The sequence below is a fragment of the Clostridiales bacterium genome (assembly GCA_030016385.1).
Lineage (GTDB): Bacteria > Bacillota > Clostridia > Clostridiales > Oxobacteraceae > JASEJN01.
In genome coordinates this window covers 1-5,095 of sequence record JASEJN010000104.1, presented here as the reverse complement: position 1 = coordinate 5,095, position 5,095 = coordinate 1, and the positions used below count along the sequence as shown (strand labels likewise).

The window sequence follows — 5,095 nt, the reverse complement described above, 5'->3', positions numbered from 1 at the left end:
GCCTTTAGATGGAATTTACTTTAGAAAAGTGGAACTTACTTTGAAATTTCACCATACTGAAATAAATCTTTCAAACGAATACGCGTAGTGATTGTTATAGTTTTCCAAGACTTCATCAATTCTCTGTTTTATATTCTTGCAATTTATATTTTCAAATTATACCATATTTCATGCTTATCACAAACAAAAACAGGCTGACACAACGTCAACCTGTTTTTGTCGTTATGACCACTCGGGAGTTTCTCATAATAGTTCGAGTGTTCATAGCGGCAAACTCGGGGACCCCCATAAATATGGTTTTTGGCATCAAGTAAACGAATCCTATACCGCTATATTTGCAAAACAACCGGCAAATTGGAATTTAACATTACCAAACTAAATATGTATACTGAAATTCTTGAATTGAAAAATCCCATTCCCCTGCTTAAGCTTTCCTTGTTTATCAATGCTCCGAAAGCCGTCGTCCACTTCGCTTATCAAGTCCGCCGACACATCTAGTGCATGGTGCCCCGGCAAAAGCCTCCACACATGCAAAGCTCTGATGCGATGAACCGATCTCATAAAATCAGCAGGATTTGTGGACGGGTAAAATGCATCCAGGCATCCTTTATAAATTAAATCACCTGAAAAAAAGTATCCGCGCTCCGGCTCATAGAGGCAAATATGCCCTGGCGAATGCCCAGGAGTATGGATAACCATAAGTTGCCTATTGCCAAAATCAATAATATCTCCATCTTTCAAAAGCCTTGTTGGTTTACCTTGGAATACCTGATAATTATCTATATCAAAGTCCTTTGGAAAGTCACATGATCGCTTCAGCAAATTGGATTTTACAACTGAAAGAGAAACTGGAAAGTGGTTTAGCCATTCAGCGTCAGCTTCATGCACTGCGATATCATCAAAAAATCCGTGACCGCCGATATGATCCCAGTGGACATGGGTTGTCACTACCAAAACAGGCAATTCGGTCAGGCTATCTATAACCTGTTTTATATTTGATACCCCTAATCCGGTGTCAATCAAGACGGCTTGTTTTGAGTCAATCAAGAGGTAACAATGTGTCTGCTCCCAATGCTTGTATTCACTGATGACCCAAGTCTCACTGTCAATTTTTTCTATAGTAAACCAATCATGCATATGCACCGTCTGCTTTCAAATTTCTGTTTATTTGGGATGATATATCAATCATCTGCAATTATTATAGACTATTTGAGGCAAAAAATGGGCAGCCCCAAGACTAATAGGATTGTTGAAAAAGCAGAATCTTAATCCATTGCCTATCAGACATCGGTGTTAACCTGACATAGATATCATTTGTGCTTCAGGCTGAAGTTTGCCCACAGCAGGATAATTATTTGAGACGGGATGCCAATCATAAAAATAAGCCATATGTTCTTGTGAAGAAAACTCAAGTATACAGCCAATAAGGTACCCCATACAAGCGCGGTTATAATTGCAAAATTTGTTTTTCGCTTTCCCCAGAGAGAATTAAACACCAACAAAACAATAAATGCGATCGGAAAAGCATATACGTAGACCATCCACGGACTGATATCCGATTTAACTGAACCTAACCGCAGGATCACAAAGATAATGGTGGCTATCAGAAATACGAGTGAAACAGATAACAGCGCTATGATAAAGCGATTATGTTTTTGTTGCTTTGAAACGGCTTGGGATTTGGCCTCGTTTTCAGTATGTTCCGATTCCATCAGATAATCTATCGTGACGTGAAATAAATCGGCGATTCTTTTTAAGACGATTACATCCGGGATAGATTCCGCCCGCTCCCATTTTGAAACAGCCTTGTCTGAATAATTCAGCTTTTGGGCAAGTTCAGCTTGAGTCCAATTCATTGATTTTCGTAGATAAATTATATTGTTAGCAATAACAGGCTTTAATTCTTCCATAAAGTTGAATGTCACCTCGGAATGTAATTTTTTTAATTATAACATATCAAAAGTGAACAATCAATTTTATAAAATCCGGCTGTCATGGACTCTACTGGCAGTAGAATTTTCAAAAATCCTCTCTACTTCTGTGAAAAACAATCGTAGCCTCCCGCGGTCCTACAATAGAGTGACTATACAAGCAGGCCGGTGTTATGATAGTGACAATGCTTATAAAATAATAATCCGCCTGAGTCGGTGTGCATTATTTTGATGGGAGAATGATGTTATGAAGCGATATGTGTTAACTTGCTGCTCGACAGCAGATATGACTGACGAATATTTCAAGGAAAGATCCATTTATTATGTTTGTTTTCATTTTAATATGGATGGGAAACAATACCCTGATGATCTGGGAAAATCCATGCCTTTCGACGAGTTTTATAAAAAATTGTCGGCCGGCTCGCAAGCGACGACGTCCCAAGTTAATGTCAAAGAATTCACGGATTTTTTTGAACCGTTTTTAAAAGAGGGAAAGGATATTCTTCATGTCAGTTTGTCTTCAGGAATATCCGGAGCTTACAATTCAGCCAATACGGCCAGATCCGAACTTTCGAAGAAATATCCGGACAGAAGAATAGAAGTTGTTGATTCTCTGGGGGCATCCTCCGGTTATGGTCTTCTTATGGATATACTTGCGGATATGCGGGATGACGGCGCATCCTATGAAGAAGTTTACAAGTGGGCTAAAAGCAACAGATTATTGATTCACCACTGGTTTTTCTCGACAGACCTGACCTTCTATATAAGAGGGGGAAGAATCTCTAAATCAGCAGGATTATTTGGCAAAATCTTGAAGATCTGCCCCCTTTTAAACATGGATGCTGCCGGGCATTTGATCCCTCGTGAAAAAATTCGGTCAAAAAGAAAAGTGATCCTGAAAATTGTAGAAAAAATGAAAGAGCACGCCAGCGGCGGCATCGATTACAGCGGCAAGTGCTTCATCTCCAATTCCGCGTGTTTGGACGATGCCCGCGCAGTGGCTGATATGGTTGAAGCAGCTTTCCCTCATCTTGATGGAAAGGTCATGATCAACAGCGTGGGAACTGTAATAGGTTCGCATACGGGTCCTGGAACTGTGGCCTTGTTTTTTGTAGGGGACAGAAGAACAGATGGTGTTAAAAGGGGTTGATTGGAATGAGCAAAATCGTTAAAGTTATCCGTATTCTCACGGTTGCTCCGGTTATGGCGCTCGTAATGTTATTGACTTTATACCTGCACAATCCCTTGCTGTTCGGCAGCCGGGCCGATTTCATTTTATCTATTTTATTTCTGGTTGTCTTTCCCCTATTAGCCTATCCATTGCAGCCGCTCATAAAAAAATATAAAGACAAAGGGCGTGAAGGGCAAAGAATACTAGCTATCAACTTTGCCGTTTCCGGATATATATGCGGATGTCTTTTTGCCATGCTTCTGCATGCGCCAAAGAATGTCTGGACTATTTATTTGTCCTATTTATTATCCGGAATCTTAATTATGCTCACAAATAAATTGCTTCACTTTAGAGCAAGCGGGCATACGTGCGGGGTAGCAGGACCTTTTGCATTGTTAATATATTTTGGGCATCCATTTGGTTTTTACGGTATTCCGGTCCTTGTCCTCGTCTTCCTGTCAAGCCTTCAAATGAAACGGCATACAGTTTTGCAGCTTATTTGCGGCGCAGCGATTCCAATCGCCGCCTTAGGAATAATTATAATGATAAGTTCACTTATCAACTGAACACGTTGGATATGAAGGAAAAATTACTCAAGTAACGGAAAAGTCGCAAACATAGTACAAAAAAGCGGCAACAAACGAAAATAGGGGCAGCCTTTGGGTTACTCCTATTCGGAATGCTCAGTGTCGGAACATCCGACCATAGTACAAATGTTCATAAGGGCAAACTCAGGAACCTGCATAAAATAAAGGTTTTCGGCATCAAACAAACGGATATTGCACCAGTATATTTGTAAAAAAAACGGAAAATTGAAATTTGTCAGCTTCGTATTATGCTCATTAAGAAGATAATAAAGAATCCAGTTCAAACCAGTGTTCAGTCAACCAAAGCATTTCATTTTTGAAACGCTTTGGGGTTTCGTCACATTCTCCAAAAAATTCCGGCCGTATCCACCATGACATTTCAATGCACCATGAAAGCCGCAAAGCATCCGCTATATTAGTTAAAGTCAACTCTAAATGCTGTGAATAGCCTTCCAGGAAAGCGCATACCTTTTCGGCATTCATTCTATTGCCTTCTAATGTAAAAGATAATATCGCTCTTCCTATATCATGCCAAATATAACTGTAGCAATTACGGTCAAAATCAACAACAGCGGATACGCGATCCGCACCAAACAGGATATTGCCTGAGTGAAAATCCTCATGGGCGAATCCTCTTGGAAACTTATTAAAAAATTCGGTGTCAATCTGCTTTAAAATCGGTTCTAACGCAAACAAGGCTTTCCGATATTCAACAGGAACATCCGGCGGGCATTTCGTAATACAAGAGTTAAAGTTTTCCCTTAATGAATTCACCGTATAACCGCCAAAAACAGGCAGGCTCTTGGCCGAAAGTTCCGGTAATTGTGAAAACGCTCTGTGCATTACAGCACAGGCGCTGCCGAGACTGCGCATTTGCGCTATTGTGATTGTGTCGGGTTTTTCTGTCTTCCCTGAGCGAAAATCCATGACCATATAGGCTGTTTTGTCATCTAGCCAACGAATCACCCTGGATCCGCACTGCCAAAGAAATGGACAAGGGACGCCATATTTTTCAAGGATAATCTGCCGTTGCAGCGCAGATTCGATTCTCTCAATTTGTTCTCTGCGAAACCGTTTAGTGCTGTATTGTTTGACCAATAATTCGCCGTTTTCAGTGGAAACCTTCCATTTCTGATTCAGTAATCCACCTTTTACCGGAGTAATTTGATTGAACGTTATCCCATAGCTTTCTTTCAAATCAGCTATAATACGGTTATCCATAATAATCTCCTGAACAAGATAAAAATAATCTACAATCCGCCACCAGTCAAATTCCTGTTTATCCTTCCATTAAGCCGGTACACTATTTGTTAAATTATAGCACAAAATAAAAATCGTTTCTACAGAATGATTTCTTGAGTTTCCGCATATTTATCCACACCACCTGATTTAAGAGAGAACAGTTG

Annotated in this window: 5 protein-coding genes; 2 read left to right on the top strand and 3 right to left on the bottom strand. The window is 40.1% G+C overall.

Annotation, left to right across the window (positions count from 1 at the left end; translation table 11 throughout):
• Positions 1-375: 375 nt before the first annotated feature.
• Together QME45_14440 and QME45_14435 are read right to left on the bottom strand one after the other, a co-directional pair.
• Positions 376-1,137 (bottom strand): MBL fold metallo-hydrolase, encoded by a 762-nt coding sequence (locus tag QME45_14440; protein ID MDI6619827.1) that lies wholly within the window; start codon positions 1,135-1,137, stop codon positions 376-378.
• A gap of 173 nt (positions 1,138-1,310) precedes the next feature.
• Positions 1,311-1,910, bottom strand: a complete 600-nt coding sequence (locus QME45_14435; protein MDI6619826.1) for a helix-turn-helix domain-containing protein — start codon at positions 1,908-1,910, stop codon at positions 1,311-1,313.
• Between the two features lie 268 nt (positions 1,911-2,178).
• Between QME45_14435 and QME45_14430 the strand changes: the two genes are divergently transcribed.
• Positions 2,179-3,081: a DegV family protein gene (locus QME45_14430; GenBank protein MDI6619825.1), complete on the top strand. Its 903-nt coding sequence runs from the start codon at positions 2,179-2,181 to the stop codon at positions 3,079-3,081.
• Between the two features lie 5 nt (positions 3,082-3,086).
• Positions 3,087-3,668: a hypothetical protein gene (locus tag QME45_14425; protein ID MDI6619824.1), complete on the top strand. Its 582-nt coding sequence runs from the start codon at positions 3,087-3,089 to the stop codon at positions 3,666-3,668.
• Between the two features lie 276 nt (positions 3,669-3,944).
• Here the strand turns inward: QME45_14425 and QME45_14420 are convergent, their stop codons facing one another.
• Entirely contained in the window at positions 3,945-4,910 is a 966-nt protein-coding gene (locus QME45_14420; protein ID MDI6619823.1) for a phosphotransferase, read from the bottom strand.
• Positions 4,911-5,095: the final 185 nt, after the last annotated feature.

Excerpts from the sequence above, each read along its gene's own strand:
- QME45_14440 (MDI6619827.1), bottom strand. The coding sequence starts at position 1,137 with ATGCATGATTGGTTTACTATAGAAAAAATTGACAGTGAGACTTGGGTC.
- QME45_14435 (MDI6619826.1), bottom strand. The coding sequence starts at position 1,910 with ATGGAAGAATTAAAGCCTGTTATTGCTAACAATATAATTTATCTACGA.
- QME45_14430 (MDI6619825.1), top strand. The coding sequence starts at position 2,179 with ATGAAGCGATATGTGTTAACTTGCTGCTCGACAGCAGATATGACTGAC.
- QME45_14425 (MDI6619824.1), top strand. The coding sequence starts at position 3,087 with ATGAGCAAAATCGTTAAAGTTATCCGTATTCTCACGGTTGCTCCGGTT.
- QME45_14420 (MDI6619823.1), bottom strand. The coding sequence starts at position 4,910 with ATGGATAACCGTATTATAGCTGATTTGAAAGAAAGCTATGGGATAACG.